Origin of the sequence: Nonomuraea roseoviolacea subsp. carminata (genome assembly GCF_024172185.1) — a bacterium.
Lineage (GTDB): Bacteria > Actinomycetota > Actinomycetes > Streptosporangiales > Streptosporangiaceae > Nonomuraea > Nonomuraea roseoviolacea.
The window spans coordinates 1,534,176-1,559,873 of the sequence record NZ_JAMZEC010000001.1 but is presented as its reverse complement, the minus strand read 5'-3'; the positions used below and the strand labels follow the sequence as shown (position 1 = coordinate 1,559,873).

The 25,698-nt window shown below is 73.8% G+C and carries 24 protein-coding genes; 13 read left to right on the top strand and 11 right to left on the bottom strand.

The window, feature by feature from the left end:
• Positions 1-73 precede the first annotated feature (73 nt).
• From HD595_RS07110 to HD595_RS07095, 4 genes are read right to left on the bottom strand one after another with little or no spacing between them, the layout of a single operon-like run.
• Complete coding sequence (locus HD595_RS07110) at positions 74-763, bottom strand: gamma-glutamyl-gamma-aminobutyrate hydrolase family protein (RefSeq protein ID WP_253766775.1); 690 nt, start codon at positions 761-763, stop codon at positions 74-76.
• A gap of 14 nt (positions 764-777) precedes the next feature.
• A complete protein-coding gene (locus HD595_RS07105; protein WP_253766773.1) occupies positions 778-1,542 on the bottom strand; it encodes a 3-oxoacyl-ACP reductase in 765 nt (254 codons plus the stop codon).
• A gap of 5 nt (positions 1,543-1,547) precedes the next feature.
• Positions 1,548-2,891 carry an aldehyde dehydrogenase family protein gene (locus tag HD595_RS07100; RefSeq protein WP_253766771.1) on the bottom strand — a complete coding sequence of 448 codons (1,344 nt, stop codon included), beginning with the start codon at positions 2,889-2,891 and terminating at the stop codon, positions 1,548-1,550.
• Between the two features lie 21 nt (positions 2,892-2,912).
• Positions 2,913-4,283, bottom strand: coding sequence for a glutamine synthetase family protein (locus HD595_RS07095; RefSeq protein WP_253781084.1), 1,371 nt, complete (start codon positions 4,281-4,283; stop codon positions 2,913-2,915).
• Positions 4,284-4,453: 170 nt separating this feature from the next.
• Here HD595_RS07095 and HD595_RS07090 point away from each other — a divergent pair, with 170 nt between their 5' ends.
• Genes HD595_RS07090 through HD595_RS07080 form a run of 3 tightly spaced genes read left to right on the top strand, consistent with a single transcriptional unit; the run spans position 4,454 to position 6,356 of the window.
• Positions 4,454-5,158, top strand: coding sequence for a FadR/GntR family transcriptional regulator (locus tag HD595_RS07090; RefSeq protein ID WP_253766769.1), 705 nt, complete (start codon positions 4,454-4,456; stop codon positions 5,156-5,158).
• 55 nt (positions 5,159-5,213) lie between these two features.
• The gene (locus HD595_RS07085) at positions 5,214-5,969 is read left to right on the top strand and encodes a hypothetical protein (protein WP_253766767.1); all 756 of its coding nucleotides are present in this window, start codon (positions 5,214-5,216) and stop codon (positions 5,967-5,969) included.
• 45 nt (positions 5,970-6,014) lie between these two features.
• Complete coding sequence (locus tag HD595_RS07080) at positions 6,015-6,356, top strand: hypothetical protein (protein WP_253766765.1); 342 nt, start codon at positions 6,015-6,017, stop codon at positions 6,354-6,356.
• A gap of 20 nt (positions 6,357-6,376) precedes the next feature.
• Here HD595_RS07080 and HD595_RS07075 read toward each other — a convergent pair whose 3' ends face one another.
• From HD595_RS07075 to HD595_RS07055, 5 genes are all read right to left on the bottom strand, one after another.
• Positions 6,377-7,156: an SGNH/GDSL hydrolase family protein gene (locus HD595_RS07075; RefSeq protein WP_253766763.1), complete on the bottom strand. Its 780-nt coding sequence runs from the start codon at positions 7,154-7,156 to the stop codon at positions 6,377-6,379.
• 10 nt (positions 7,157-7,166) lie between these two features.
• A complete protein-coding gene (locus HD595_RS07070) occupies positions 7,167-7,826 on the bottom strand; it encodes a PadR family transcriptional regulator (RefSeq protein WP_253766761.1) in 660 nt (219 codons plus the stop codon).
• A gap of 80 nt (positions 7,827-7,906) precedes the next feature.
• Complete coding sequence (locus HD595_RS07065) at positions 7,907-9,679, bottom strand: nickel/cobalt transporter (RefSeq protein WP_253766759.1); 1,773 nt, start codon at positions 9,677-9,679, stop codon at positions 7,907-7,909.
• On the bottom strand, positions 9,676-10,902 hold the full coding sequence (locus HD595_RS07060) for a tetratricopeptide repeat protein (protein ID WP_253766757.1): 1,227 nt from the start codon (positions 10,900-10,902) through the stop codon (positions 9,676-9,678). The genes HD595_RS07065 and HD595_RS07060 overlap by 4 nt, the downstream gene beginning before the upstream one ends.
• A gap of 256 nt (positions 10,903-11,158) precedes the next feature.
• A complete protein-coding gene (locus HD595_RS07055; protein WP_253766756.1) occupies positions 11,159-12,535 on the bottom strand; it encodes a DUF4331 domain-containing protein in 1,377 nt (458 codons plus the stop codon).
• Between the two features lie 238 nt (positions 12,536-12,773).
• Between HD595_RS07055 and HD595_RS07050 the strand changes: the two genes are divergently transcribed.
• The 8 genes from HD595_RS07050 to HD595_RS07015 all read left to right on the top strand — a co-directional run bounded on the left by HD595_RS07050 (position 12,774) and on the right by HD595_RS07015 (position 22,821).
• Positions 12,774-14,510 (top strand): ABC transporter ATP-binding protein, encoded by a 1,737-nt coding sequence (locus HD595_RS07050; RefSeq protein WP_253766754.1) that lies wholly within the window; start codon positions 12,774-12,776, stop codon positions 14,508-14,510.
• Positions 14,511-14,563: 53 nt separating this feature from the next.
• Complete coding sequence (gene hutU, locus HD595_RS07045) at positions 14,564-16,213, top strand: urocanate hydratase (RefSeq protein ID WP_253766752.1); 1,650 nt, start codon at positions 14,564-14,566, stop codon at positions 16,211-16,213.
• A gap of 102 nt (positions 16,214-16,315) precedes the next feature.
• Positions 16,316-17,149 carry a MurR/RpiR family transcriptional regulator gene (locus tag HD595_RS07040; RefSeq protein ID WP_253766750.1) on the top strand — a complete coding sequence of 278 codons (834 nt, stop codon included), beginning with the start codon at positions 16,316-16,318 and terminating at the stop codon, positions 17,147-17,149.
• Positions 17,150-17,234: 85 nt separating this feature from the next.
• Complete coding sequence (locus HD595_RS07035; protein WP_253766748.1) at positions 17,235-17,921, top strand: SDR family oxidoreductase; 687 nt, start codon at positions 17,235-17,237, stop codon at positions 17,919-17,921.
• Positions 17,922-17,979: 58 nt separating this feature from the next.
• Entirely contained in the window at positions 17,980-19,284 is a 1,305-nt protein-coding gene (locus HD595_RS07030; protein ID WP_253766746.1) for an allantoate amidohydrolase, read from the top strand.
• On the top strand, positions 19,275-20,600 hold the full coding sequence (locus tag HD595_RS07025; RefSeq protein ID WP_253766744.1) for a formimidoylglutamate deiminase: 1,326 nt from the start codon (positions 19,275-19,277) through the stop codon (positions 20,598-20,600). The genes HD595_RS07030 and HD595_RS07025 overlap by 10 nt, the downstream gene beginning before the upstream one ends.
• Before the next feature lie 28 nt (positions 20,601-20,628).
• The gene (gene hutI / locus HD595_RS07020) at positions 20,629-21,813 is read left to right on the top strand and encodes an imidazolonepropionase (protein WP_253766742.1); all 1,185 of its coding nucleotides are present in this window, start codon (positions 20,629-20,631) and stop codon (positions 21,811-21,813) included.
• A 66-nt stretch (positions 21,814-21,879) separates the two neighbouring features.
• Positions 21,880-22,821, top strand: coding sequence for a sigma-70 family RNA polymerase sigma factor (locus HD595_RS07015; protein ID WP_253766740.1), 942 nt, complete (start codon positions 21,880-21,882; stop codon positions 22,819-22,821).
• Between the two features lie 194 nt (positions 22,822-23,015).
• Here the strand turns inward: HD595_RS07015 and HD595_RS07010 are convergent, their stop codons facing one another.
• Positions 23,016-23,588 (bottom strand): TetR/AcrR family transcriptional regulator, encoded by a 573-nt coding sequence (locus HD595_RS07010; protein ID WP_253766738.1) that lies wholly within the window; start codon positions 23,586-23,588, stop codon positions 23,016-23,018.
• Between the two features lie 99 nt (positions 23,589-23,687).
• Here HD595_RS07010 and HD595_RS07005 point away from each other — a divergent pair, with 99 nt between their 5' ends.
• Positions 23,688-24,518 (top strand): alpha/beta fold hydrolase, encoded by an 831-nt coding sequence (locus HD595_RS07005; protein ID WP_253766736.1) that lies wholly within the window; start codon positions 23,688-23,690, stop codon positions 24,516-24,518.
• A 107-nt stretch (positions 24,519-24,625) separates the two neighbouring features.
• Here the strand turns inward: HD595_RS07005 and HD595_RS07000 are convergent, their stop codons facing one another.
• Complete coding sequence (locus HD595_RS07000) at positions 24,626-24,997, bottom strand: nuclear transport factor 2 family protein (protein ID WP_253766734.1); 372 nt, start codon at positions 24,995-24,997, stop codon at positions 24,626-24,628.
• Positions 24,998-25,052: 55 nt separating this feature from the next.
• Here HD595_RS07000 and HD595_RS06995 point away from each other — a divergent pair, with 55 nt between their 5' ends.
• Positions 25,053-25,691, top strand: a complete 639-nt coding sequence (locus HD595_RS06995; RefSeq protein WP_253766733.1) for a CGNR zinc finger domain-containing protein — start codon at positions 25,053-25,055, stop codon at positions 25,689-25,691.
• Positions 25,692-25,698: the final 7 nt, after the last annotated feature.

Below are 25,698 nucleotides of genomic sequence, written 5' to 3'. Positions count from 1 at the left end.
GGTGATGCCCGCCAGCCTAGTGCCGGGACGGGGCTGTTGTCGCGTGCGGGCGCCGCGCCGTACCGCCCGCGCCTCAGCAGGCGGCGACCAGCGCCTCGAACAGGGCGCAGTCGGCCGCCGCCTCCGGATGCCACTGCACGGCCACGGCGAACGGGTGACCGTCCAGCTCCACGGCCTCCACCGTGCCGTCGGCGGCCGTGGCCGTCACGCTCAGCCCCAGCCCGAGCCGGTCGACGGCCTGGTGGTGGTAGTGCGGCACCTCCACCGGCTCCGTGCCGAGCGCCTTGGCCAGCCGGGAGCCCGGCACGGGCCGTACGGGCAGGTGGCCGAACTCGCCCGGCCCGGGGGAGTGCTCAGTGTGGCCCACCACGTCCGGCAGGTGCTGGTGGAGGCTGCCGCCGAGCGCCACGTTGAGCACCTGGAGCCCCCGGCAGACGCCCAGGTAGGGCACCTCCCGCTCCAGCGCCGCCGCCAGCAGCGCGAACTCGGCGTCGTCGCGGAAGCCCCGCACGTAGCTGACCCGCTCGTGCGGCTCCTCCCGGTAGCGGGCGGGGTCGATGTCGCCCCCGCCGGCCAGGATCAGCCCGTCCAGCCGCGCCGCCACCGGGCCGGGCTCGCCGGCCGGCGGCAGCAGCACCGGCTGCCCGCCGGCCCGCACCACCTGCTCCACGTACATGAACGGCAGGAGCGCGGCGTCCAGCTCCCAGACGGTGTAACGGGCCGGCTCCACGTACGTCGTGATGCCGATGACCGGACGGGACACGATCAGCGCCTTTCCTAGAGCGGCGTCACGTACGCGCCGGAGATGCCCCCGTCGACGAGGAACTCCGACGCCGTGATGAACGACGAGTCGTCACTGGCCAGGAACGCCACCGCGGCCGCGATCTCCGACGCCTCGGCGAAGCGGCCGACCGGCACGTGCACCAGCCGGCGCTGGGCGCGCTCCGGGTCCTTGGCGAACAGCTCCTGGAGCAGCGGCGTGTTGACCGGCCCCGGGCACAGGGCGTTGACCCGGACGCCCTCGCGGGCGAACTGCACGCCCAGCTCGCGCGACATGGCCAGCACGCCGCCCTTGGAGGCGGTGTAGGAGATCTGCGAGGTCGCCGACCCCATGACCGCCACGAACGACGCCGTGTTGATGATCGAGCCCTTGCCCTGACGCCGCATGTACGGGATGGCGTGCTTGCAGCACAGGTAGACGCTGGTCAGGTTGACCTCCTGGACGCGCCGCCAGGCGTCGATCCCGGTCTCCAGGATCGAGTCGTCGTCGGGCGGCGAGATGCCGGCGTTGTTGAACGCGATGTCCACGCTGCCGTAGGTGTCGAACGCGGTCTGGTACATCCGCTCGACGTCGGCCTCGCTGGTCACGTCCGCCCGTACGAACAGCCCGCCGACCTCGGAGGCGGCCTTGGTGCCCGCCTCCTCGTCGACGTCCACGCACACGACCCGGGCGCCCTCCTCGGCGAACCGGCGGGCCGTGGCCAGCCCGATCCCGCTGCCCGCGCCGGTGATGACGGCGACGCGGTCCTGCAAACGCTGCATAAGTCTCACTCCGATGAGATAAAGACGTTCTTGGTCTCTGTGAACGCCGACAGGGCGTCGGGGCCGAGTTCGCGGCCGAGGCCGGACTCCTTGAAGCCGCCGAACGGCGTCCAGTAGCGCACCGACGAGTTCGAGTTGACCGACAGGGCGCCCGCCTCGACCGCGCGGGCCACGCGCAGCGCCCGCCCGACGTCGCGCGTCCAGATGGAGCCGCTCAGGCCGTAACGGGTGTCGTTGGCGATCCGGACGGCCTCCGCCTCGTCGGCGAACGGCACGACCGACACGACCGGCCCGAAGATCTCCTCGGTGAAGGCGCGGTCGGTGACCTTCGAGGTCAGGACCGTCGCCGGGAACCAGTAGCCCTTGCCCTGCGGGCACGTGCCCTGCAGATGCGGCCGGTCCTCGGCGAAGCCGCGCACCCGCTCCAGGTGCTCGGCGCTGACCAGCGGCCCCATCTCGGTGCTCTCGTCGAGCGGGTCGCCCACCTTGAGGCCGAGCACGGCCGGCGCGAGGCGGTCGAGGAACTCGTCGTACACCTCGGCCTGGACGAGCAGCCGCGAACGGGCGCAGCAGTCCTGGCCGGAGTTGTCGAACACCGCGTACGGGGCGCTGCGGGCGGCCTTGTCCAGGTCGGCGTCCGCGAAGACGATGTTGGCCGACTTGCCGCCCAGCTCCAGCGTGATGCGCTTGACGTGCGCCGCGGCCTTGGCGGCGATCTCCTTGCCCACCTCGGTCGAGCCGGTGAACACGATCTTGGCCACGTCCGGGTGCTCGACCAGCCGGGCCCCCGCCACCTCCCCTGCCCCAGGCAGGACCTGGAGCACCCCCTCGGGGAGGCCCGCGGCCAGGGCCAGCTCGGCCAGCCTCAGCGCGGTCAGCGGGGTCCACTCGGCGGGCTTGACGATCACCGTGTTGCCCGCCGCGAGCGCCGGGGCGACGCCCCAGCTCATGATCAGCATCGGGAAGTTCCAGGGCACGATGACGCCCACGACGCCCAGCGGCTCCTGGAACGTGACGTCCACGCCCCCGGGCACCGGGATCTGCTTGCCGTGGTTGCGCTCGGGCGCCCCCGCGTAGAAGTGCAGGACGTCGCGGACCGCGCCCGCCTCCCACCGGGAGTTGCCGATCGGGTGGCCGGCGTTGGCGGTCTCCAGCCGCGCCAGCTCCTCGCCGTGCTCGTCCACCAGGTCGGCGAAGCGGCGCAGCAGCCGCGCCCGGTCGCCGGGCGCCACCCCGCGCCAGGACGCGTAGGCGCGCCTGGCACGCTCCACGGCGCGGTCCACCTCGGCCGCGTCGGCCATCTCGACGTCGGCGACGATCTCTTCGGTCGCCGGATTGATGATCTTCATGCCTTGCCCGTCACAGTCCGTTCACATCCGTTCGAAGCCGCGGTACAGCTCCCAGTCCGTCACCGCCGCGTCGAAGGCGGTCAGCTCCACTCTGGCGCAGTTGGCGTAGTGCTCGACCACGTCCTCGCCGAACGCCTCCCGAGCCAGCTTGGAGCCCTCGAACAGGGCCAGCGCGTCGCGCAGCGTGTGCGGCACGGTCTCGGCGCCCGAGGCGTAGGCGTTGCCGCCGAACGGCTCCTCCAGCGGCAACTCGTTCTCGATGCCGTGCAGCCCCGCGGCCACCAGCGCCGACACGGCGAGGTACGGGTTGACGTCGCCGCCCGGCACCCGGTTCTCCACGCGCAGCGACGGCCCGTGGCCCACCAGGCGCAGCGCGCAGGTCCGGTTGTCCACGCCCCACTTGACCGCGGTCGGCGCGAAGCTGCCCGGCACGTACCTCTTGTACGAGTTGATGTTCGGCGCGAACAGCAGCGTGAGCTCCCGCATGCAGGCGAGCTGCCCGGCGATGAAGCGCGCGCCCAGCTCCGACAGCCCGTGCGTGCCGTCGCCCGCCATGACCGGCTCGCCGTCGTGGCTGCGCACCGAGATGTGGATGTGGCAGGAGTTGCCCTCGCGCTGGTTCGGCTTGGCCATGAAGGTGATCGAGCGGCCCTCCTGGGCGGCGATCTCCTTGGCCCCGTTCTTGTAGATCGCGTGGTTGTCGCAGGTGCGCAGCGCCTCGTCGTAGCGGAAGGCGATCTCGTGCTGGCCGAGGTTGCACTCGCCCTTGGCCGACTCGACGTACATGCCGGCGCCCTCCATCTCGCGCCGGATCCGGCGCAGCAGGGGCTCCACGCGGGCGGTGCCGAGCAAGGAGTAGTCGACGTTGTAGAGGTTGGCCGGGTTCAGGTCGCGGTAGCCGCGCCGCTGGGCGTCCTCGTAGCTGTCGTCGTAGACCACGAACTCCAGCTCGGTGCCGACGTAGGCGTCCAGGCCGTGCTCGGCCAGGCGGGCGAGCTGGCGGCGCAGGATCTGGCGGGGCGAGGCGGTCACGTCGGAGCCGTCCTCCCACACCAGGTCGGCCATCAGCATGACCGTGCCCTCCTGCCACGGGACGCGGCGCAGCGTGGACAGGTCGGGGCGCATGACGAAGTCGCCGTAGCCCCGCTCCCACGACGACATGGCGTAGCCGGAGACCGTGTTCATGTCCACGTCCACGGCCAGCAGGTAGTTGCAGCCCTCGGAGCCGTGGTGCAGGACCTCCTCCAGGAAGTACCGCGCGGACAGCCGCTTGCCCTGCAGGCGGCCCTGCATGTCGGCGATGGCGAGCAGCACTGTGTCGATCCGGCCGGCCGCCACCTCCTCGCGCAGCTCCTCCACCCCGAGAAGGCCCGGCCCGCCTGGCGTGTTCACCTCGCTCACGTGCCCGCTCCCATCCGAATAGCACGCTTTCCCGTTGATTGGGCTAGTGTTAGACCATTGAGGTCCATGGTGGGATGGATTGTCAAGACCCGAGGAGACGGTGCCCGATGGCCGGGCCGATGACACGCCCCGAGGACACAGTGGACGACTCTGCGCGATTGATGACGGTGCTCCGCCCGGTGCGGGCGGGCAACGCCTTCGAGGAGACCGTGGAACGGCTCCTCCAGGCGATCAAGCTCGGCGTGGTCGCGCCGGGGGCCAAGCTCCCGCCCGAACGGGAGCTCGCCGTCCAGCTCGGCATCAGCAGGGTGACCCTGCGCGAGGCCATCAGGGCCCTGCAGGAGGCCGGCTACCTCGACGTACGGCGGGGCCGCTACGGCGGCGCGTTCGTCACCTACGTCCCGCCGCAGCCGGGAACGGGCGACCTCCGCCGCGTCGTGGCCGACATGGGCACCGCCGACCTGACGGACGCCCTGACGTTCCGGATGGCGGTGGAGTGCGGCGCCGCCGCCGTGCTGGCCGCGAGCGACCTGACCGACGAGCAGCGGGCGGTGTTGCGCCGCCGCCTGGCCGATCTCGACGAGGCCCGCGTCGAGGACTACCGGCGCCTCGACACCGCCTTCCACCTGTCGATCGCCGAGCTCACCGGCTCGCCGCTGCTCGCCGCCGCCTGCGCCGACGCCCGCCTGCGGGTCAGCGACCTGCTCAACGCCATCCCCATGCTCCAGGTCAACCTCGAACACGCCGCGAGCCAGCACCAGGCGATCGTCGCCGCCATCCTGGCCGGCGACCCCGAGGCGGCCCGCCGCGCCGTCGCCGAGCACCTGGAGGGCACCGCCGCGTTGCTCCGCGCGTTCCTCTCCTGAGATCGTTTTCGCCACATATGGGTATGGCGGGCCCGTAGCATCGAAGACGAAGGTCATGGGGAACTGGTTCGAGCAGAGCATCATCGCGACGGGACGGCTGCCGCTGTTCTGCTTCTTCGTCGCGCTCATCGTCTCGTTCGTCGCCACCCGCATCAACGTCCGGCTGATCAGGGCGAAGGTCGGCTGGTTCCGCGACGTCAACGTCGGGGAGATGCACATCCACCACGTCGTCTTCGGCGTGGTGCTCATGCTCGTGGGCGGCGTCACCGGGCTCATCGTCTCGTCGGCGTCGCAGGTCAGCTATGCCGCCGCGGCCTCGATCTTCGGGATCGGCTCGGCGCTCGTGCTCGACGAGTTCGCGCTCATCCTGCACCTGCACGACGTGTACTGGGAGGAGGAAGGGCGCACCTCGGTCGACGCGGTGTTCGTCGCGGTCGCCGTCACGGGGCTGCTCCTCATGGGCCTGCGCCCGCTGAGCTGGGACTACGGCACGCCCGTCAACCCGGCCGTGCTCATCGTGGCCAACCTCGTGCTGGCCGTCGTGACGCTGCTCAAGGGCAAGATCTGGACCGGGCTCGTGGGCCTGTTCGTGCCCGTGCTGCTCATGGTGGGGGCCGTCCGGCTGGCCCGGCCGGGGTCGCCGTGGGCCCACTGGTTCTTCGCCCGGCGCTCGCCGCGCAAGATGGCCAAGGCCGTCCACCGGGAGGAGCGGTGGCGCCGGCCGGTGATCACCGCCAAGATCGCGTTCCAGGAGTTCGTGTCGGGACGGCACGACCTGCCGTCCACGCGGCGCGGTCGCCGGCTGCCCTGACTCCACGCGCAAGGCCGGAGAGAGGGGCCGGAGAAAGGGGATGGGGTGGAGGACGAGGAGGTCGGCCTCATGGTACGCGACCTGCACGAGCGCGGCCTGGCCGGCGACCTCGCGGGCGTCGCGGCGGCGGCCGGGGGCCGCTCGTTCCGGGAGCTGGAGGCGCTGGGCCGGCCGCACGTCGCCGCGTTCTCGCTGCCGGAGCTGGTGATGCGGCTGGAGTTCGCCGAGCTGATCCCGGACGAGGACTTCGAGGCCGCCGGGGTGGCGCCGGACGAGGTCGCCGGGGTGCGGGCCTTCGCGCTGGCGTGGGTGGAGGACGTCAAGCTGCGCCGGGCCGACGAGGGCGACACCGACGTGGACGACCCGGACGTCCCCGGGATCGACTGACGCCCGGCCCGCGCCGTACCTCACTCCACGGCGGGCAGGGTGACGGGCAGGAGCGCGGGCCGCTTGGCCGTGCGGCCGTCGCCGGAGGAACGGCCGCGCAGGCGGCGGCGGATCCACGGCGCGGCGAACCCCGCCAACCAGCGCAGCTCCGTCTGCGCCACCCGCCACGGCGCGGGCCGGGGGAGGACGGGCAGGGGAAGCGTCCACGAGTCGTCGCTGCCGGGCAGCCCCAGCGCGTGCGCCATCGCCGCGGCGATGCGGGCGTGGCCGAGCGGGGCGGCGTGCAGCCGGTCGAGGCTCCACAGCCGCGCGTCGGTGATGGCCGCGTGCGGGAACGAGTCCACCACCAGGACACCGTGCCGCGCGGCGGCGGCCACGATGCGGGCGTTGAGGTCGACCACCCGGGGCAGCAGCGGGCGGGCCAGGGGCACGAGCCGGCCGAGGTCCGGGAAGGTGACGGTGAGGACGGTCGCGCCCGCGCCGGTCAGCGCCGCGAACATGTCCTCCAGCGCGCCCGCCACCGCGGCGGCGTCGAAGCGGGGGCGGATCAGGTCGTTCATGCCCGCCATGACGGTCGCGAGGTCGGGCCGCAGCGCCAGGGCGGGGGCGAGCTGCTCGTCGCGCACCTGGGCGGCCAGCCGGCCACGCACGGCCAGGTTCGCGTAGAGCAGGCCGGGCTCGCGCTCGGCGAGTAGCTCGGCGAACCGGTCGGCCCAGCCGCGCAGGCCGCCGGCCTCGTCGCCGTCGCCCAGGCCCTCGGTCTGGCTGTCGCCGAGGGCGACGTAACGCGTGTGGCTCATCGAGGTCCTCTCACTCGCTGCTCGTGACGGGCCGGTCGGCGCCGGACGGCGTGGGGGCCGCGGTTCGGTCTTCGGCGGACGGCGTGGGGGTGGCGGGCCGTCCGGCGGCGGACGGCGCGGTGGCGCGTTCGGTCAGGACCTGGGCCGTGGCCAGGCACCAGTCGCGCATCTCCCGCTCCAGCCGGCACCCGCCCAGGCACGACAGGTACGGGCCGACGCGCTCGCCCCGGCGCAGGAACTCCTCCTCGGCCAGGTCGCCCCGCAGGTTGCGCAGCATCCGCTCGAACAGCTCCAGCTTGGCCGCGGCCTCCTCGGCCCGTTCGAGGAGCTGCGCGATGACCGGGGCGGGGTCGAGACGGTCCACGGCGTGGATCTTCACCGCCAGGTCGTCGCGGATCAGCAGCGGCTTGCCGGGCGCGGCGGCGAACGCGGCCAGCTCGGCGATCCCGGCCTCGGCGACCGTGAAGACCCGCTTGTTCGGCCGGCCGCTCTGCACGACCTCCCGGCCGCTGACCAGGCCGTCGGCCTCCAGCCGGGCCAGCTCGGCGTAGAGCTGCTGGGGGGCGGCGTACCAGAAGTTGGCCACGCCCACGTCGAAGACCTTGGCGAGCTGGTAGCCGCTGTACTCGCCGTCGAGCAGCGCCGCCAGCACCGCATGCCTCAGCGCCATCGGTCACTCCTCATAGTCATGTCGATGACTACTCATGAACATGACTATAGGGATACCTCTGGTGGCTCGCCACCCCCGATTCAGAGGGCGGTGACCGAGCGCAGCGCCAGACCGGCGCCCAGCAGCACGACCATGACCGCCGTCCCGGCCGGGGCCAGGCCCGACAGGCGGGCGGCCAGGCGCTGACCGGCCGAGGCCCGCCGCTCCAGTCGGCCGACCAGCTTGACCAGCAGCAGCCCGGTGGCGGTGAGGGTGGCCGCCATGCCGAGCCCGTACGCCGTGACCAGCGCGACGCCGAACCAGGCGCGGCCCAGGCCGATCGCGCCGAGCAGCACGATCAGCGCCGAGGGGCTCGGCACGAGGCCGCCCGCGATCCCCATCCCGAGCAGCCCACCCCGCCCGACCCCGCCACCCGCATGCCCGTGCCCGTGTCCGTGTCCATGCCCGTATCCATGTGCGTGTTCGTGTCGGTCTCCGTGCACATGGCCGTGGCCGTGGCCGGAGTCGTGGTCGCGGCGGGACGCGAGCAGCAGGCGGCCCCCCATGACGGCGATCAGCACGCCGCTCGCGACCCCCAGCCACGCCAGCACCGACTCGCCCGCCAGGGCCGTGAACGCGCTCAGCAGCAGCCCCACCACCAGCACCCCGGCCGTGTGGGTGGCCGTCACCGTGGCGCCCACCACCAGCGCGTCCCGGGGCCGCCCCCGGCGCCCGGCGAGGTACGCCGCCATGATCGTCTTGCCGTGGCCGGGGATCAGCGCGTGACCCGCGCCCAGCACCACGGCCAGACCCAGGGCCAGCAGCCCGAGCGGCGCCGTCAGCCGGTCCGCGCCGACGAGCCCCGTGAACGTCCTGTCCAGCGCGGCCAGCGCGTCGCCGACCGGTCCGCCGATCGCGATCCCGCCCAGCGGCGTCGTCCCGGACGTGCCCGCGCCGGTACCGGCGGCGGACGGCGGACCGGCGCCGGCGACCGTCACCGTCGCCGTGCGCTGGTCGAGGGGGTCGGCCAGCAGGTCCTGCGGGTATGTGCGCAGCTCGTCGCTCACGCTGACCGCGGGCGCCGACGACGCGGCCAGCCGCACCCCGTCCCCCACCGCGGTGATCTCCCGCCAGCCGATCCGCTCCTGCTCGAACGCGTCCGCGAACGTCACCACCGTGCCCCGCCCGCCCGGCGACGCCGCGGCCGGCGCCGTCAGCTCGCAGGTGAGACGGCTGGTACGCAGGCCGCCCTGCCCCGGCCGGTACACGTACTCGGCCCGCTCCACCCGCCACGGCGTCGCCGTGCCGCCCACGGTCAGCCGCTGCGCCGCGGCCAGGGCGGCGCAGCGGCGGTCCGCGTAGGAGGCGTCCACCTGGGGCTGCGCCTGGAGGGTGGGCAGCTCGGCGGCGTCCACCACGGCCAGGTTCCGTACCTGGGCAGGTTGGAGGCGCAGGCCGTTGTAGTGGTTCACGGTGAAGTTGCCCATCGGGTGCGCCGGCGCGGTCGCCGCCAGCGCGGGCCTGGAGAACAGGACCGGCCCGAGCAGAAGCACACCCAGAACGACAGCCACCAGCGCGGGTGGCACCAGCCGGGCTCCGGTACGCGAGGCGCTCCGGTGTGCGGGGCCGGCGTCTTGAGGGGAGGCGCCGGGGGCCGCGGGGCCGGCGTTCTGGCGGGAGGCGGCGGGGCAAGAGATGATCGCCTGCCGGTGGGAGGGGTCGGGGAGCGCTGCGGTCGCGGCCGGGCGCCAGGTCACGAGACGGGCGGTGAGCGCGAACGGCCGGGCGGTGAAGTGAAGCGGCGGCTGGGCGGTGATGGCGATCAGCCGGGCGGTGAGGTGAAGGGGCCGGGCGGGCACGTTCGCGGGGGTCATGAGAACCTCGCCAGGGCGGGCAGCGACGGGTCGAAGCCGGGCCGGGCCGTCAGGGCCGCCGCGTCGGCGCGCCGATCTCCCAGAGCCTGTTCGATGCGGGCGCGGTGGTGGCGCAGCAGCGGGTTGCGCCAGCCCGTCGAGGTGGCCTTGACCGCGTACGGCAGGGCCGCCTTCGCGTCGCCCGCCCTGAACAGCGCCCAGGCCAGCGCGTCCGCCGCCACCAGGTTGGGGTTGCGGGCGTACTCGGCCCGGGCGTGCCGCACCGCCTGCCGCGGGTCGCCGTGGTCGGCCTCGAACTCGGCCCACGTCAGGTCGTCGCGCACCCCGGCCGACTCCAGCAGCCCGCGCTGGGCCCGCAGCAGCGTCCAGTCGGCGGGCCGGCCCGCCCTGGCGGCGGTCTCGCCCTGCTCGATGAGGTACTGCGGCAGCGGGAGCCGCTGGACCACCCGGTCGTACAGGGTGAGCGCCTCGCTCAGCCGCCCGCCGAGCGCGGCGACCCGCGCCTGCCCGGCCAGCGCCGGCGTGTACGCGGGGTCGGCCGCGAGCGCCCGGCCGTACTGGTCGCCCGCCTCCCGCAGGTCGCCCGCGTGCAGGGCCAGCTCACCGAGGTAGTGGCGGACGTAGGCGATGTCGGCCGGGGTGCAGGCGTCGTCCAGGGCGTACTTCAGGAACTCCCGCGCGCCCTTCTGGTCGCCGCGCAGCTCGGCCGCGTACGAGGCCCGGGCGAAGGAGGCGACGCCGGGGCGCAGGCCCATCATCCGGTCCACGGCCCGGCGGGCGCCGGACAGGTCGCCGAGCTGGGTGCGGGCGTCGGCCAGCACCCCGTAGGCCGCGGCGCCGTACGGGTTGACGGTGGCGGCGCGCTCGGCGAGCCGTACCGCGTCGGAGAACTCGTGGCGGCCGGCGGCCAGCGCGGCCCGCCCGGTGAGCACCGCGTCGTCCTCGGGAGCCAGTCGCGCCGCGGTGGCCAGGGCGCCCTCCGCCTTGACGTAGTACGACGGGTCGCCGGTGACCCTGGCCTGGTCCACGTACTGGAGGCCGAGCCGGGCCCAGCCGCGGTGGTCGCCGGGCAGGCGCCTGAGCCGGGCCTGCAACGTCTCGGTGAACGGCGCCGCCTGCCGCGGCGGCGCGGCCGGCCGTGCGGGCGGGGCGGACACCGCGGCGGCGGTGAAGACCAGCGCGCCGGCCAGGACCACGCCGCCGGCGAGGACGAGTGATCGCATCGAGTGCTCCGGATGGGTCGTGGGCCTGAGCCCGGGAGGTCGGAGAGATGGGACGGGGACCGGGGAGACGGGCTTGGTCGGGAGGTGGGGAGGCCGGCCGGTCGCGACGGGGGAGGCGACCGGCCGGCGGGCGGCGGACCTCGGGGTGGGCGGGTCCGCCGGAGAGGGCGCCCGGCCAGGAGAGGGAGCCGGGCGGCCCCCACGATGGGACGGGAGGGGGCGGGGTGCGGCGCCGGTGGTCGGGAGGGGTGGGTGCTCAGCGCTGGTTGACGGCGACGCCGCTCGGCAGCGGGATGTACGGGAACGAGCGCAGCGCCGGCTTGTCGTTGCGGTCCACCTTGTCGGTCAGCGCCGCGACGAGCTTGCCCGAGGTGGCGGCCCCCGCCAGGGCCTGCAGCTCGATGTCGACGACGTCGTCGCCGAGCCGCCGCCCGTTGGGGAAGCCCTGCAGGTCGCCCGCGAGCACGCCGAGCCGGTTCGGGTCCTTGGCCGGCGCGACCGTCATGTTGAGCCGCAGCATCTCGGCCGGGCGGAGCCTGCCGGCGTCCTTGTTGAGGGTCTGGGAGTTCAGGTCGGCGGCGATGGGCCCGTTGCCCTTGGCGACGCCGGTCAGGAAGATTTCCACGAGGTCGGCGCGTGGGGTGGCGGGCGCCTTGATGCCGTAGAGGGCCTCCAGGAGCTTCGGCACCTCGGGGTCGGTGACCCGCTTGACCAGGGCCGCCACGTCGGCGTCCTTGGCCGGGGGCAGCGCGTTGAAGGCGTCCTTCAGGCCCGCGGACGCCACGACCTCGTTGACCAGCGGGTTGCCGAGCCGGGAGACCTGGGTGTAGCCGTGCGGGCTCCACTTGTCGGTGGTCGACCAGATGCCGATCACCGGGTTGCGCCGGACGTCGCCCCTGAGCGCGAGGTCCGCGGCGGGCACCTGCACGGCCAGCGAGCTGACGTTGTAGCCCTTGGTGGTGTCCTGGCCCACCTCGGACAGGTTGCCGCCGTACAGCAGGTCGAAGACCCGCAGATCGAGGAAGAACGCCTCGTCGGCCTGGCCGGCGAACGCCTTGCCGCCGCCGGGCAGGCCGTGGATCGCCTGCGCGCGGAGCGTGGCGTAGTCGGGCATGGAGGCCGGGCCGACGTTGCCGGGCGCGACGACGCCGTCGGAGACGAGGGTCCTGACGCCGTGGCGGGTGATCCGCTTGAGGGTGTAGCGCTGGCGGAAGAGCAGGTTCTCGTCGTCGAGCGAGGTGACGGGGCCGTTGTTGTAGAGGAACGTGCTGGTTCCGCGGCGGTCCTCGTCGCGGAACGTCCACTGGTAGGTGATGTCCGGGCGGGCGTCGCCGTCGTTGTCGATCTTGATGTTGTAGCGCGACCTGGTGTCGAACGAGTAGAAGTTCGGCCCGCCGTTGGGCTCCTGGAACGGGATCCAGTTGGCGAGGAGGGTCACCGTGTCGGCCCGGTCGGGGCTGACGAACGCGTACACGTCGGTGTTGTCGTTGCGCGGGTCGCCCGCGATCATCGGGGCCTCGCGGTGCGAGGAGGCGGTTCCCGCGTCCGTCCGGAGCAGCGCGAACGAGGAGGCGGTCAGCGCCGCCGCGACGCCCAGCCCGATCAGTGCGCGCCGGTTGATCCGGAGCTCCATGTTCGGTCCTTCTTTCTGAGGGCTGATCTGTTCGAGAGGTTCCGGCCGGGTTCCTCGATGGGTGATACGTCGGCGGAGCGCTTTCGGATGTGGCTGGGCGCGAGGTCTCTGCGTGAAGATCGCGACGTCAACCGAAGTTGACATACTTTGGTCGTCAATTTAGGTTGACGGGTGTCGAAGTCGCGCGCCCGTTCGTTGGGCGTTTCAGGATTTATCGAGATGTGTCGGGAAAGGAGGCGTGGTGATCAAGGAGCTGCTCTCCTACGTTCGCCCGCACCGGGGGATCCTCGTCGTCGGAGGGTTACTGGGCCTGGTCGGCTCGGCGGCGGGGCTCGCCATGCCGTTGCTGGCCAAGTACGTGGTGGACGCCTTCGGGCAGGGCGGATCGATCGCCGGCCCGCTCGCCGGGCTCACCGTGGCGGTCGTGGTCGGCGCCGTGGTCTCGGCCGGGGGCAACTACCTCATGGAGCGCACCGGCGAGGGCATCGTGCTCGGCGCCCGGCGCCGCCTCGTGGACCGGTTGCTCCGCCTCAGGGTGGCCGACGTGGACCGGCTCAAGCCCGGTGACCTGCTGTCCCGGGTGACCGGCGACACGACGCTGCTGCGGGCGGTGCTGACCAACGGCATCGTCAACTCCATCGGCGCGGTGTTCATGCTCGTCGGGGCCGTGGTCATGATGGCGGCCATGGACGGCGTGCTGCTGCTCGTCACGCTGCTCGTGGTGGTCGTGATCGGCGGCATGACCGCGCTGATCATGCCGCGGATCCAGCGGGCGCAGCAGGAGGCCCAGACCGCCGTGGGCGACATGGGGGCGGTCCTCGACCGGGCGCTCCAGGCGTACCGGACAGTCAAGGCGAGCGGGGCGGAGGACCGGGAGATCGCGGTCGTCGGCGACGCCGCCGAGCGGGCCCGCGACCGAGGGCTCCAGGTGGCCGGATGGACCTCGCTGGCCGGCGTGGCCACGTGGATGGCCGTGCAGCTCGCGTTCCTCAGCGTGCTCGCGGTGGGCGGGTCGCGGGTCGCGTCCGGAGCGCTGGCGATCTCGTCGCTGATCGCGTTCCTGCTGTACCTGTTCTACCTGGTCGCGCCCATCGGGCAGCTCGTCGAGGGGGCCGTCCAGCTCCAGCAGGGCCTGGCCGCGATGAAGCGCATCAAGGAGATCGAGGACCTGCCCGCCGAGCCGGTCGCCGTCCTCGCCGCCGCACCTGCCGAAGCCGTCGAGGCTCCGGAGCGGGCCGAGCCGGTCGGGGTGCGGTTCGAGGACGTGGTGTTCCGGTACGGCGAGGACCGGCCGGCCGTGCACGACGGCGTGACCTTCGAGGTGCCCGCCGGCGGGCTGACCGCGCTCGTCGGGCCGTCCGGCGCCGGCAAGTCCACGGTGTTCGCCCTGCTCGAACGCTTCTACGACCATCAGTCCGGGACCATCCTCGTCGACGGCCGCGACATCCGCGACTGGCCGCTCGCCGAGCTGCGCGCCGCCCTCGGCTACGTCGAGCAGGACGCGCCCGTGCTCGCCGGGACCCTGCGCGAGAACCTCCTGTTCGCCGCCCCCGGCGCCGCCGAGGACGAGCTGTGGAGCGCCATCGCCCGCACCCGCCTCGACGACCTCGTCGCCCGGCTTCCCGAAGGGCTGGAGACGCCGGTCGGCCATCGCGGCGTGCTGCTGTCCGGCGGCGAGCGGCAGCGGGTCGCCATCGCGCGGGCGCTGCTGCGCAAGCCCCGGCTGCTCCTGCTGGACGAGGCCACCTCGCAGCTCGACGCGGTCAACGAGCTGCGGCTGCGCGAGGTCATCGCCGAGGTCGCCACCGAGACCACCGTGCTCGTCATCGCGCACCGGCTGTCCACCGTGACCAACGCGGGCCGCATCGTCGTCATGGAGGGCGGCGGCGTACGGGCGTCCGGCACCCACGAGGAGCTGGTCGGTCACGACGACCTCTACCGCGAGCTGGCCGCCACCCAGTTCCTGGTGTCCTGAGGCATTGTTACTCTTCCAGAGACAAATATGAATGCCTTCATTCAGGAGGTCGCATGAGCCGCATCGTGCGCGCGCCGCGAGGCACCACGCTCACCGCGAAGGGGTGGCCCCAGGAGGCCGCCCTCCGGATGCTCCAGAACAACCTGGACCCGGAGGTGGCCGAGCACCCCGAGCAGCTGGTCGTCTACGGCGGCTCGGGCCGGGCGGCGCGTGACTGGCCGTCGTTCGACGCGCTGGTCAGGACGCTGACGACGCTGGAGGGCGACGAGACGCTGCTCGTGCAGTCCGGCCGCCCGGTCGGGGTGTTCCGCACCCACGAGTGGGCGCCGCGCGTCCTCATCGCCAACTCCAACCTCGTGCCCGACTGGGCGAACTGGGAGGAGTTCCGGCGGCTGGAGGCGGCCGGGCTCACCATGTACGGGCAGATGACCGCGGGCTCGTGGATCTACATCGGCACCCAGGGCATCCTGCAGGGAACGTACGAGACGTTCGCCGCCGTGGCCGAGAAGAAGTTCGGCGGGTCGCTGGCCGGGACGATCACGCTCACGGCCGGCCTCGGCGGCATGGGCGGCGCCCAGCCGCTGGCCGTCACCCTCAACGGCGGCGTCGTCATCTGCGTCGACTGCGACCCGCGCTCGGTGTCGCGCCGCATCGAGCACCGCTACCTCGACGTCCAGGCGTCCTCGCTGGACGAGGCGCTGCGCCTGGCCTACGAGGCGCGTGACGCCCGCCGGCCGCTGTCCATCGGCGTCGTCGCCAACGCCGCCGAGGCCGTGCCCGAGCTGCTGGCCCGCGGCGCCGAGATCGACATCGTCACCGACCAGACCTCCGCCCACGACCCGCTCATGTACCTGCCGGTCGGCGTCGCGTTCGAGGACATGGCGACCGAGCGCGACAAGGACCCGGCCGCCTTCACCCGCCGCGCCCGCGAGTCGATGGCCCGGCACGTCGAGGCCATGGTCGGTTTCCAGGACGCCGGTGCCGAGGTGTTCGACTACGGCAACTCCATCCGGGGCGAGGCGCAGCTCGCCGGCTACGGGCGGGCCTTCGACTTCCCGGGCTTCGTGCCGGCCTACATCCGGCCGCTGTTCTGCGAGGGCAAGGGCCCGTTCCGGTGGGCGGCGCTGAGTGGCGACCCGGCCGACATCGCCGCCACCGACCGCGCCATCCTCGACCTGTTCCCGGACAACGAGCCGCTGGCGCGCTGGATCCGCGCCGCCGGGGAGAAGGTCCACTTCCAGGGGCTGCCCGCGCGCATCTGCTGGCTCGGGTACGGCGAGCGGCACCTGGCGGGCGAGCGGTTCAACGACATGGTGGCCTCCGGCGAGCTCCAGGCGCCGGTCGTCATCGGCCGCGACCACCTCGACAGCGGGTCGGTCGCCTCGCCGTACCGCGAGACCGAGGCGATGGCCGACGGCTCCGACGCGATCGCCGACTGGCCGCTGCTGAACGCCATGCTCAACACCGCCTCCGGCGCCGCCTGGGTGTCGATCCACCACGGCGGCGGGGTCGGCATCGGCCGCTCGATCCACGCGGGCCAGGTCACGGTGGCCGACGGCACGGCCCTGGCCCGTGAGAAGGTCAACCGCGTGCTGACCAACGACCCGGGCACGGGCGTGATGCGGCACGTGGACGCGGGCTACGACGAGGCCGCGCGGGTCGCGGAGGAGCGCGGCGTGCGCATCCCGATGCGGGAGTCCTGACGGCTTCACCGGCGGCCGTTCCCGGCCTCGCGAGAGGGGGACGGGAACGGCCGCCGGTGGTGCCAGGGATGAGAATGCGGCCCGCGTGGCGTTGGAGGTGGCGTGGTGGGTGGATATCACGGCGCGATGGAGCCGCTGCTCAACGGCCGGAGGCTGTCGCCCGTGCAGCGCAGGATCGCCCATTACCTGTCGGAGCACCTCGACGAGGCCATCTTCCTGTCCAGCGTCGAGCTGGCCGAGCGGGCGGGCGTGAGCCAGCCGTCGGTGACCAGGTTCGCAGTCGTGCTGGGCTTCGCCGGCTATCCGGAGCTGCGGCAGGCGCTGCGGCCGATGGTGATGGGCGGCCCGGTCGAGGCGCCGCGGGACAGCCTGCTGCGCGGCGCGTTCGACAACGAGATCCGCAACCTCACCCTGCTGCGCGAGCGCCTGGCGTCGCTGCCGCTCAAGGAGGCGGGGGAGGCGCTGGCCGCGACCGAGCCGCTGGTCGTCCTGGGGCTGCGCGTCTCGTCGGGGCTGGCCACCACGTTCGCCTACTACGCCCGCCGCATCCACCCCGACGTGCGGCTGCTCACGCACGGCGGGTCGGAGCTGGCCGACGGCCTGCACGCCGCCCGCCGGGCCGGGGCCGAGTGGGTGGTGGCGGTGCTGCTGCCGCGCTATCCCGTGGAGGCGGTCCAGGCCCTGGAGTACGCGGGCAAGCTCGGTCTGCGCACGGCGGTCATCACCGACAAGCCGGGCTTCCCCGCCGAGATCGTGCTGGACGCCCCCGTGGGCGACCGGCTGGTGTTCGACTCACACGCCGCGCCGCTGGCCCTGGCCATGGCCCTGGTGGAGGCCATGGCCGACGCGGCGCCGCTGCGCACCCAGGCTCGGCTGGAGGAGTACGAGCGGATGACCGACGAGACCGGGACGTTCGTCCAGGGCGATCCCGCCTGACCGGGAGGACGGCTCCCCGGCAGGCGAGTGCTTGTCGCGCGACGTGCCGAGGGTGTGTTCGAACCAAGGTCGTAAACTGCTGCGCATGACCGAACGACCGACGGCGCTGGTCACCGGCGCCTCCCGGGGAGTGGGCGAGGCCGTCGCCCGGGCGCTGGCGCCCACGCACCACGTCCTGCTCGGCGGCCGCGACACCGAGGCCCTCGGCAAGCTGGCCGGCGAGCTGCCCGACGCCCGGCCGTGGCCCGTCGAGCTGACCGAGGTCGGCCCCGCCGACGTCGCCGGCGTGGAGCGGCTCGACCTGCTCGTCCACAGCGCCGGCGTCGCCCTGCTCGGGCACGTCGCGGAGCTGACCGCCGACACCTGGCGGCGCACGATGGAGATCAACGTCGTGGCCGTGGCCGAGCTGACCCGCCTGCTGCTGCCCGCGTTGCGCGCCGCCCGCGGGCACGTGGTCTGCGTCAACTCGGGCGCGGGGCAGCGCGCCAACCCCAACTGGGGGGCGTACGCGGCCAGCAAGTTCGCCCTGCGGGCCTTCGCCGACGCGCTGCGCCTGGAGGAGCCGGAGCTGCGGGTGACGACCGTCTACCCGGGCCGCGTCGACACCGACATGCAGCGCGGCGTGCGCGAGCAGGAGGGCGGCGCGTACGAGCCGGACCGCTACCTGCGCGCCGACACCGTCGCCCGCGCCGTGCTGGCCGCCGTCAACGCCGGCCCCGACGCCCACCTCACCGAGATCACCCTGCGTCCCAGCGGGGGCCCGGTCAACTGATCGCGCCGTCCGATCACCCGCCGCCCCACTGAATGGCTTCATTCACTACAGTGGCACCATGCTTGACGACCTCGCGCGCATCGGACACGACCCCTCCACCAACGGTTACGTCAGGGACGCCTGGTCGGCCGCCGACCTCGAACTGCGCGAGTGGTTCAGGGGCGAGGCCGATCGGCTCGGGCTCGACCTGCGCGAGGACCGCAACGGCAACCTGTGGGCGTGGTGGGGCGACCCGTCGCGCGAGCCGGGGGTCGTCACGGGCAGCCACCTCGACTCCGTGCGGCAGGGCGGCGCCTTCGACGGGCCGCTCGGCGTGGTGTCCGCGTTCGCGGCCCTCGACCTGCTGCGGCGGCGCGGCGTGCGGCCCGCCAGGCCGCTGGGCGTGGCCTGCTTCACCGACGAGGAGGGCGCCCGGTTCGGCGTGCCGTGCGTCGGGTCGCGGCTGCTGACCGGTGCGCTCGCCCCCGACCGGGCGCTCGGGCTGACCGACGACGCCGGCGACACGCTCGCCGACGTCCTCACCCGGGCCGGCCGCCGGCCGGGCGACCTGGGCAAGGACGACGAGACGCTGGCCATGGTCGGCACGTTCGTGGAGCTCCACGTCGAGCAGGGCCGCGGGCTGGCCGCCACGGGCAGCCCGGTCGGCGTCGCCAGCGCGATCTGGCCGCACGGCCGCTGGCGCTTCGACTTCCGCGGCCGGGCCGACCACGCGGGCACCACCCGGCTGGAGGACCGCGACGACCCGATGCTGCCGTTCGCCCGCATGGTGCTCGCGGCCCGCGAGGCGGCGGTCCGGCACGGCGTGGTCGCGACCGTGGGCCGGGCCCGGATCTCGCCGGGCAACACCAACGCCGTGCCCGGCCTGGTGTCGGCCTGGCTCGACGCCCGCGGGCCCGCCGAGGCGGAGGTGCGGGCGCTGGTGGCCGAGCTCGCGGAAGGCGCCGGGGTGGAGGCGGCGGAGGAGTCGTGGACCCCGGTCGTGGACTTCGAGGCGGGGCTGCGCGACCACCTGGCCGCCGTCGCCGGCCGCGCCCTCGACGACCCGGAGGGGGCGTACGGAGAGGACCCCGGCCTCGCGGGGACCGAAGGCACACCCGGAGAGACCCGCGGCCTCGCGCGGGCCGAAGGCACACCCGGAGAGACCCGCGGCATCGCGCGGGCCGAGGGGGCGCCCGTGCCGGTGCTCCCGACCGGGGCCGGGCACGACGCCGGGATCCTCGCGGCGGCCGGCGTGCCCACCGCGATGCTGTTCGTCCGCAATCCCACAGGTGTGTCCCACTCGCCCGAGGAGCACGCCGACCCCGCCGACTGCGCGGCCGGGGTGACCGCGCTCGCGAGCGTCCTGGAGGACCTGTGCCGCTGACGTACTGGTGCGAGCACGCCTGGCTGCCCGAGGGAGTCGCCGACGGCGTGCTCGTGGAGATCGACGGCGAGCGGATCGCCCGGGTGACCCGTGGCGAGCCCGCGGGGGCCGAACGGCTTCCCGGGCTCACCGTCCCGGGCCTGGCCAACGCTCACTCGCACGCCTTCCACCGGGCGCTGCGCGGCGTCACCCAGACGGGCCGGGGCGACTTCTGGACCTGGCGCGAGCAGATGTACGGGGTCGCGGCCCGCCTCGACCCCGACGGCTACCTCGCGCTGGCCCGCGCCGTCTACGCCGAGATGGCCCTGGCCGGGATCACCTGCGTCGGCGAGTTCCACTACCTGCACCACGGGCCGGACGGGCGGCCGTACGACGACCCCAACGTCATGGGCCACGCACTGGTCGAGGCGGCCCGCGAGGCGGGGCTGCGGATCGCGCTGCTCGACGCCTGCTACCTGACGGGCGGCTTCGGCGAACCGCTGGCGGGCGCGCAGATCCGCTTCGGCGACGGCGACTCCGAGCGGTGGGCGGTCCGGGCGGAGGCCCTGGCCGCCGCCTACGAGGGGCGGCCCGACGTGGAGATCGGGGCGGCCGTCCACTCGGTGCGCGCGGTGCCGCCGGAGCACGTGCCCGTGGTGGCCGAGTTCTCCCACCGGCACGCCGCGCCGCTGCACGCCCACGTCTCCGAGCAGGTCGCCGAGAACACGGCGTGCGTCGAGATGTACGCCGCCACCCCCGTGCGGATCCTGCACGAGCACGGCGCGCTCGGCCCCCGCTCCACCGCCGTCCACGCCACCCACCTGACCGAGGTGGACGTCGAGCTGCTCGGCCGTTCCGGCACCCACGTCTGCATGTGCCCCACCACCGAGCGCGACCTCGCCGACGGCATCGGCCCCGCCCGTGCCCTGTTCGAGCGGGGCGCCCCGATCACGCTCGGCTCCGACAGCCACGCCGTGATCGACCTGTTCGAGGAGGCGCGGGGCGTCGAGCTGGACGAGCGGCTGGCCAGCCACCGGCGCGGCCACTGGCGGGCCGCCGAGCTGCTGACCGCCGCCACGGCCGCGGGCCACACCTCGCTCGGGTTCCCGGACGCGGGCATGCTGGTCCCGGGCGCGTGGGCCGACCTGGTGTCGGTGCGCCTCGACACGGTCCGCACGGCGGGCGCGGGGGCGACGCCTGAGGGGGTGGTGTACGCGGCGACGGCGGCCGACGTCCACTCGGTGATCTCGGGGGGCCGCCGCGTGGTGAGCGACGGCCGGCACGTCCTGGGCGACGTCGGCGCCATGCTGGCCGAGGCGATCGGACGACTGCGATGACGGATGGGAACGTGAGGAGAGGGACGCCATGACGGCGACGCTGATCGACGGGATCGGGCTGCTCTACACGGCCGACCCGGAGCGCGAGGAGATCCGGAACGCGGCGCTCGTCGCCGAGGACGGCCGCGTCGCCTGGGTGGGGCCCGCGGCCGAGGCGCCCCAGGCCGACCGGCGTGTGGACGCCGGGGGCCGGTGCGTCGTGCCGGGGTTCGTGGACAGCCACGCGCACCTCGTCTTCGCCGGCGACCGGACCGCCGAGTTCGAGGCCCGCATGTCCGGCCGCCCGTACTCCGCGGGCGGCATCAGGTCCACGGTCGAGGCCACCCGGCGGGCCGGCGACGCCGAGCTGGCCACCCACGCCGCCGCCCTGGTGGCCGAGATGCTCGCCCAGGGCACCACCACGGTCGAGATCAAGAGCGGCTACGGCCTGAGCGTCGAGGACGAGCGGCGCTCGCTGGAGATCGCCACCGGGCTGACCGACGAGACGACGTTCCTCGGGGCGCACGTGGTGCCCTCCGGCACGTCGGCCGACGACTACGTGCGGCTGGTCACGGGGGAGATGCTGGCGGCCTGCGCGCCGTACGCGAAGTGGGTGGACGTCTTCTGCGAGCGGGGGGCCTTCGACGGCGACCAGACGCGGGAGATCCTGCGGGCCGGGATCGCCGCCGGGCTCCAGCCACGGGTGCACGCCGCCCAGCTCGGCCCCGGCCCCGGCGTGCTGATCGCCTGCGAGCTGGGGGCGGCCTCGGCCGACCACTGCACCCACCTGACCGCCGCCGACGTGGACGCGCTCGCCTCCTCCAGCACGGTGGCGACGCTCCTGCCCGGGGCGGAGTTCTCCACCCGCTCGCCGTACCCCGACGCGCGGCGGCTCATCGACGCCGGCGTGACCGTCGCCCTGGCCACCGACTGCAACCCCGGCTCGTCGTTCACCTCCTCCATGCCGTTCTGCGTCGCGCTGGCCGTGCGGGAGATGGGGATGACGCCGCTGGAGGCGGTGCGGGCGGCCACGTACGGCGGGGCGCGCGCGCTGCGCCGCACGGACGTAGGCTGGCTGCGTCCGGGGGCCCGCGCCGATCTCGTGGTCCTCGACGCGCCCTCGTACGTACACCTCGCCTACCGGCCCGGCGTCCCCCTCGTTCACCAGGTCTTCCAGGCCGGTCTCCTCCTTGAGGAGGACGTCCAGAACCGTCCGCTGGTCGTACCCCTTTAGGGAATCTTTGCATCTCGCCGGACGTTGCCGGGTTATACACGCAGCTGCGGAACGAGGTGCCTGGGGATGGCAAGGCCTACGGGGAGTCGCACGCAGGAGCAGCACGTCGCCGAGCGCGATCTGCTGGGGACCTATCTGGCCGAGATCGGCCGGGTCCCGCTGCTCACGGCGGAGGAGGAGGTCGAGCTCGCCAAGCGCATCGAGGCGGGCCTCTTCGCCGAGCAGCTGCTCGACAGCGGAGGCTCGGAGCCGCGGATCGGGGACGCGGGCGACGAGGAGCTGGAGCGCCTGGCGGTGTCCGGCCGGCGGGCGAAGGACGAGTTCATCCAGGCCAACCTGCGGCTGGTCGTCGCGGTGGCCCGGAAGTACTCGGGGCGGGGCATGCCGCTGATCGACCTGGTCCAGGAGGGCAACCTGGGGTTGGTCCGGGCGGTGGAGAAGTTCGACTACAAGCGGGGCTACAAGTTCTCGACGTACGCCACGTGGTGGATCCGGCAGTCGGTAGGGCGGGCCATCCACGAGCAGGCGCGGCCGGTGCGGCTGCCCACGCACGCCGGCGAGCAGATGACCCGGCTGATGCGGGTGCGGCGCGACATGCTGGCCGAGTTCGACGTCGAGCCGACCGACGACGACCTCGCCGAGATCCTGGAGCTGCCGATCGAGCGGGTGCGCGAGCTGCGCCGCTGGGCCTCCGACCCGGTGTCGCTCCAGCTCGGCGTGGGTGACGAGGACGAGACCGAGCTGGGCGACATGATCGCCGACGAGACCTGGGCCGACCCGGAGCAGCAGGCCATCGACATCCTGGAGCGCGAGCGGCTCGACGAGTGGCTGACCGGCCTGGAGGGCGACACGCGCGACATGCTGCGCTGGCGCTACGGGCTGGTCGACGGGCGCGAGCACACGCTGACCGAGGTGGGCGAGCGCTACGGTATCGGCCGCGACCGCGCCCGCCGCATCGAGCGCGACGCGCTGGCGCGGCTGCGCCGCATGGCCACCGCCGCCGCCTGACCCGCCGCCGCCTCCTCGGCCCTCTCGCGGTCCTGTCCTGAGGCCCGTTCCCGGGCCTGTCCGTGAGGGTGTTCTCGCGCGTGCCCGTGAGGGTGTTCTCGCCCGTGTCAGTGAGTCTGTTCTCGCGCGTGCCCGTGCGCCTGTTCTCGGGCGTGTCCGTGCGCCTGTTCTCGGGCGTGTCCGCGGGCTCGCCCTCAGGGCGTGGGGCCGAGGACGCGGCGGAGGAAGTCCTCCAGGGCGGCCTCGGCCGCCTCGGGGCCGCCGCCGCGCGCCACCAGCAGCGCGCTCTCGTTGATGGCGGCCAGCAGCATGTGCGCGTGCAGGTCGGCGAACTCCTCCGGCACCGCCTTCGCCGCCTGCAACGCCGCCTTCAGCATGCCGAACGCGTACTTCTCCTCCATGGCCCGCCAGCGCTCCCAGCCGAGCACCGAGGGCGCGTCGATCAGCACGATGCGGCGCACCACCGGGTCGCCCGCCAGCCGCATCCACTCCAGGCAGCCCGTCACCAGGGCCCGGCGGGGGTCCTCGACGCCCCGCACCGAGGCGCGGATCGCCCGGCCCACCTCCGCCTCCACGGCCTCCAGCACCGCCTCGAACAGCGCGTCCTTGCCCGCGTAGTGGTGGTAGAGCGCGCCCCGGCTCAGGCCCGACTCGTGCAGCACGGCCTCGATCGAGGTGCCCTCGTAGCCGTGCTCGGCGAACAGGCGGCGGGCGATGGCGACCACCTTCTCGCGCGTGGCGGCGCCGCGCTCTGCCCTGAGACTCATGTCCCCACTCTAGACATACCGACTCTCGGTCGGTTAGTTTCCAGACCGACAGTCGGTCTGTTTCGCGGGTTCCGAGAGCCCGGGGGAGTGGAGGACGCCATGGCCAAGGTCGCCGGGCTGACGTACGTGGACGAGGGCGAAGGGCCCGTGGCGCTGTTCCTGCACGGGGTGGGCACCAGCTCGCACCTGTGGCGGCACGTCGTCGCCGAGCTGCGCGGCGAGCGCCGCTGCGTCGCCCCCGACCTGCCCGTGCACGGCGGCAGCGATCCGCGCGAGGACCTGTCGTTGCCGGCCCTCGCGGACGCGATCGAGGAGTTCTGCGCCGAGCTGGGGCTCGGCCCGGTCGACCTGGTCGCCAACGACACGGGCGGCGCCGTCGCCCAGCAGCTCGCCGTCCGCCACCCCGCCCGGGTGCGCACGCTCACGCTGACCAACTGCGACGTGCACGACGACACGCCGCCCCCGGCGTTCCGGCCGACGGTCGAGCTGGCCGAGCGCGGGGAGCTGGCCGGGCTCATGGGGGCCGTGCTCGAACGGCCGGAGCTGCTGTCGGCCACCGCGTACGGCCAGAGCTACGAGCGCGTCGACGACCCGGCGGCGGTCGTCGATGCGTACCTGCGGCCCATCCTCGGCAAGCCGGGCGGCGGCGAGGCGTTCGAACGGCTGCTGACCTCGATCGACGCCAAGGACATGATCGCCATCGAGCCGGCGCTCACCCTGCTGACCGTGCCCGCGCTCGTGGTGTGGGGCACGGGCGACGTGTTCTTCGAGACGCGGTGGGCGCGATGGCTGCGCGACACGATCCCCGGGGTCAGGAAGGTCGTGGAGATCGAGGGCGGGCGGCTGTTCTTCCCCGAGGAGCGGGCCGCCGAGCTGGTGCCCCACCTGCGGGTCTTCTGGGCGGCCGAGCGCGCGAACGCGGGCGCCTGAGCGCTCGCGCGCGGGCGATCGCGGCGGGCCGGCTCAGCGCTCGCGCGCGGGCGATCGCGGCGGGCCGGCTCAGCGCTCGGGCGCGTGCGATCGCGACGGAGGGCCGGTCAACGCTCGGGGGCGGGGGTGATCTGGAAGTGGGCGGCCTTCCACTCGCCGTCCCGGCGCACCAGGGAGGTCGTCGCGTAGACGCGCATGGTCCGCTCGGTGGTGCCGCCCACGAGCATGTCGATCTCGACGGTGCTGGTGTGGATCGCACTGTCCTCGGTCAGCATGACCACCTTGTGGTCGGACTGGTCGGTCCGCGTGTACGGGTTCTGGTTCTCGGCGAAGCCCTTGAGGATGGCGGCGCGGTCGGTCACCACGCCCCAGGGGGAGACGCTGAAGACGTCGTCGGTGAGGAAGCGGTCGTAGAAGGCGGCGTCGCCGTTCCGGTTGGCCTCCCACGCCTTCTCCGTCAGCGCGATCAGCTCGTCCATGGGATCTCCTTCGGGTGACACCGGTTTAAGTGGTGTCAAGTGTTACAGTGTCCGGGTGGAAGACGCAAGCGGGATGCTGCTGACGGGCGGGGACGGGCAGCGGTTCAGGTTCGACGCGGGCACGCTGTGCCTGGAGTTCCTGCTCAGCGGGGCCGTGGAGCCGTGGGAGCTGCTGCGCGAGCCCGCCGACCTGGCGGCGTGGGCGCCCCTGACGCGGCTCGGGATCGAGGGGCCGGTCACCGTGGGGCCGGGCGACCTGACGGCGGCCCGGCGGCTGCGGGCCGCGATCTGGCGGCTGGCCGTGCGCTCCGCCGGGGCCGAGGGCGTCCCGGGGGTCCCGGCCCCGATCGAGGACCCGCCCGCGGACCGGGCCCTCGGCCGGGATGCGGCCGGGGGAACCGAGGACGACCTGCGCGTGCTGAACGCCGCCGCCTCCGCGCCGCCGCCCGTGCCGGTGATCGGGGCGGGCCGGGAACGCGGCTGGGCGTACCCGGTAACGGGCTCGCAGTTCCTGTCGGCCGTGGCCCGGGACGCGATCGACCTGTTCAGCGGCCCGCGGGCCGGGCGGGTGCGCATGTGCGCGGGGGTCAACTGCCACCTGATCTTCCTCGACACCTCGCGCCCGGGCGCCCGCCGCTGGTGCTCGATGAGCCGCTGCGGCAACCGCCAGAAGCTGCGCACCCGACGTTCGTAGGAGGATC

Coding starts and splice junctions, on each gene's coding strand:
- HD595_RS07105 (WP_253766773.1), bottom strand. CDS start 1,542: ATGCAGCGTTTGCAGGACCGCGTCGCCGTCATCACCGGCGCGGGCAGC.
- HD595_RS07100 (WP_253766771.1), bottom strand. CDS start 2,891: ATGAAGATCATCAATCCGGCGACCGAAGAGATCGTCGCCGACGTCGAG.
- HD595_RS07090 (WP_253766769.1), top strand. CDS start 4,454: ATGACGGTGCTCCGCCCGGTGCGGGCGGGCAACGCCTTCGAGGAGACC.
- HD595_RS07085 (WP_253766767.1), top strand. CDS start 5,214: ATGGGGAACTGGTTCGAGCAGAGCATCATCGCGACGGGACGGCTGCCG.
- HD595_RS07075 (WP_253766763.1), bottom strand. CDS start 7,156: ATGAGCCACACGCGTTACGTCGCCCTCGGCGACAGCCAGACCGAGGGC.
- HD595_RS07070 (WP_253766761.1), bottom strand. CDS start 7,826: ATGGCGCTGAGGCATGCGGTGCTGGCGGCGCTGCTCGACGGCGAGTAC.
- HD595_RS07065 (WP_253766759.1), bottom strand. CDS start 9,679: ATGACCCCCGCGAACGTGCCCGCCCGGCCCCTTCACCTCACCGCCCGG.
- HD595_RS07060 (WP_253766757.1), bottom strand. CDS start 10,902: ATGCGATCACTCGTCCTCGCCGGCGGCGTGGTCCTGGCCGGCGCGCTG.
- HD595_RS07055 (WP_253766756.1), bottom strand. CDS start 12,535: ATGGAGCTCCGGATCAACCGGCGCGCACTGATCGGGCTGGGCGTCGCG.
- hutU (WP_253766752.1), top strand. CDS start 14,564: ATGAGCCGCATCGTGCGCGCGCCGCGAGGCACCACGCTCACCGCGAAG.
- HD595_RS07035 (WP_253766748.1), top strand. CDS start 17,235: ATGACCGAACGACCGACGGCGCTGGTCACCGGCGCCTCCCGGGGAGTG.
- HD595_RS07030 (WP_253766746.1), top strand. CDS start 17,980: ATGCTTGACGACCTCGCGCGCATCGGACACGACCCCTCCACCAACGGT.
- hutI (WP_253766742.1), top strand. CDS start 20,629: ATGACGGCGACGCTGATCGACGGGATCGGGCTGCTCTACACGGCCGAC.
- HD595_RS07015 (WP_253766740.1), top strand. CDS start 21,880: ATGGCAAGGCCTACGGGGAGTCGCACGCAGGAGCAGCACGTCGCCGAG.
- HD595_RS07010 (WP_253766738.1), bottom strand. CDS start 23,588: ATGAGTCTCAGGGCAGAGCGCGGCGCCGCCACGCGCGAGAAGGTGGTC.
- HD595_RS07005 (WP_253766736.1), top strand. CDS start 23,688: ATGGCCAAGGTCGCCGGGCTGACGTACGTGGACGAGGGCGAAGGGCCC.
- HD595_RS07000 (WP_253766734.1), bottom strand. CDS start 24,997: ATGGACGAGCTGATCGCGCTGACGGAGAAGGCGTGGGAGGCCAACCGG.